Origin of the sequence: Thalassospira sp. UBA1131 (genome assembly GCF_002311515.1) — a bacterium.
GTDB lineage: Bacteria > Pseudomonadota > Alphaproteobacteria > Rhodospirillales > Thalassospiraceae > Thalassospira.
Genome location: NZ_DCAO01000108.1, coordinates 2,132 through 4,062, shown reverse-complemented (window position 1 = coordinate 4,062; position 1,931 = coordinate 2,132). Strand labels below are relative to the sequence as shown.

The 1,931-nt window shown below is 56.0% G+C and carries 3 protein-coding genes; all 3 read left to right on the top strand.

Annotated features, from left to right (window positions below; translation table 11 throughout):
* Window positions 1-506: LpxI family protein (locus tag B3Z49_RS17730; RefSeq protein ID WP_296993262.1), on the top strand; the 506-nt coding region annotated here is incomplete at its 5' end.
* Window positions 496-1,662 (top strand): lipid-A-disaccharide synthase, encoded by a 1,167-nt coding sequence (gene lpxB / locus B3Z49_RS17725; protein WP_296993261.1) that lies wholly within the window; start codon window positions 496-498, stop codon window positions 1,660-1,662. The genes B3Z49_RS17730 and lpxB, both read left to right, overlap by 11 nt.
* 75 nt (window positions 1,663-1,737) lie before the next feature.
* On the top strand, window positions 1,738-1,931 hold a 194-nt coding region (locus B3Z49_RS17720), incomplete at its 3' end, for a VOC family protein (protein WP_296993260.1).

Here is a 1,931-nt window from a genome sequence, read left to right as displayed (position 1 = left end):
GTAAAGAGCTCGAACGCGAAGGCTTCCGACTTTTGGGCGCCCATGAAATTCTTGGCGATCTCGCGGTTGAGGAAGGCGTTCTTGGAGCTGTCAATCCCGATGAACAGGCAATGACCGATGCCCGTCATGGCCTGTCAGTCGCCCGAACACTGGGGCAGGCTGATGTCGGGCAGGGATGTGTCGTGCAACAGGGGCTGGTTCTCGCCCTTGAGGCGATCGAAGGCACGGACGAAATGGTGCGCCGTTCCGCCAAATACCGCCGTGATGGTGTTGGCGGGGTGCTGGTAAAGTCCGCCAAGCCGCAACAGGACAAACGCCTTGATCTCCCGGCCATCGGCATGAAAACCATCGAAGAGGCCCATAAGGCTGGCCTGCGAGGCATTGCATTGCTTGCCGGTGGCACCATGATTATTGATCGTGCTGCGGTGATTGCGCGCGCTGATGCGCTGGGGCTGTTTGTCGTTGGTCTGGCCCTCCCGGACGAGGAATGCCAAAATGGCGAGTGAAACCGCGCCGCTTGGCCCGAAAATCATGCTTGTGGCTGGCGAGGCATCCGGGGATCAACTTGGTGGGCGCCTGATGGCGGCCCTTAAGGCCAAGCAGGATCATATTCGCTTTATCGGTGTCGGTGGCCCGCGCATGGAACGTGAAGGCCTCAACAGCCTGTTTCCGATGAACGAAATGTCGGTCATGGGCCTGACAGAGGTCGTGCCGCATATTCCACACTTGCTCAAACGCATTTCCCAAACCGCGGACTTCGCCGAATCCGAGAAACCCGATGTCGTGATTACCATCGATGCCCCGGACTTCAGCTTTCGGGTCGGCAAGAAGCTGAAAGGCAAGGGCATCCCGCTGGTGCACTATGTCGCCCCCTCGGTCTGGGCATGGCGCGAAGGCCGAGCAAAGAAGATTGCGGGTTTCCTCGATCATCTTCTCGCACTTTTGCCGTTTGAACCGCCCTATTTCGAGAAAGAAGGCCTGCCAACCACCTTTATCGGCCACTCAGCGGTCGAAGAACGCCATGACGGTGATGGTGAGCGGTTTCGCACCCAACATGGCCTGACTCCGAACCAAAAGCTTCTGGCCGTTCTGCCCGGAAGCCGTAATTCCGAAGTCAAACGCCTCCTGCCGGTATTTCGCAAGGTCATTGATGATGTTGCCACCAAATACCCCGATGCACGCATCGTCGTGCCAACGGTCAGCAAGGTCGTCGACACCGTCACCGAAGAAATGAAATCCTGGCCACTCGATCCGATTATTGTCGCAACCGATCAGGAACGCCATGATGCGTTTTCGGCGGCCGACTGTGCGCTGGCGGCCTCAGGCACCGTCTCGCTGGAGCTCGCAATTGCCGGTGTGCCGCATGTCATTGCCTATCAGGTCAATGCAGTTACCGGCTGGATTGCCAAACGCCTGATCAAGATTGATACCGTCACCATTGTTAATCTGGTGCTGGGCACAAAACTGATCCCGGAATTCCTGCAGGATAAATGCAAAGCCAAAAAGATCATTCCGGTTCTTGAAATCCTGATGGCTGACAGCCCGGAACGGGCCGCACAGATCGATGGTTTTGATAAAGCCTGCACCTTGCTGGGATTTGGCGACAGACCGCCCAGCGAAAAGGCTGCCGAGCAGATTTTGAGAATCATCGCCAAAAAATAGTCTGTTACGGGTGGCATCAAGTCCGCATTGCAATTAGTTTCTTCGCATTGATTAATTGAAAACGGAGACAGTGTTATGCGCTACCTGCACACGATGGTACGTGTCGAGAATGTCGATGAGTCGATGAAATTCTATTGCGACCTTCTTGGCATGAAAGAGACCCGCCGGATCGAGAGCGAGCAGGGCAGTTTCACCCTGATCTATCTTGCACCGCCAGCGGACGTCGAAAGTGCCAAATCCGTCAAGGCCCCGGAACTTGAACTGACCTA

Bases quoted from the DNA above. Each gene is read 5' to 3' on its own strand.
- lpxB (WP_296993261.1), top strand. From the start codon at position 496: ATGGCGAGTGAAACCGCGCCGCTTGGCCCGAAAATCATGCTTGTGGCT.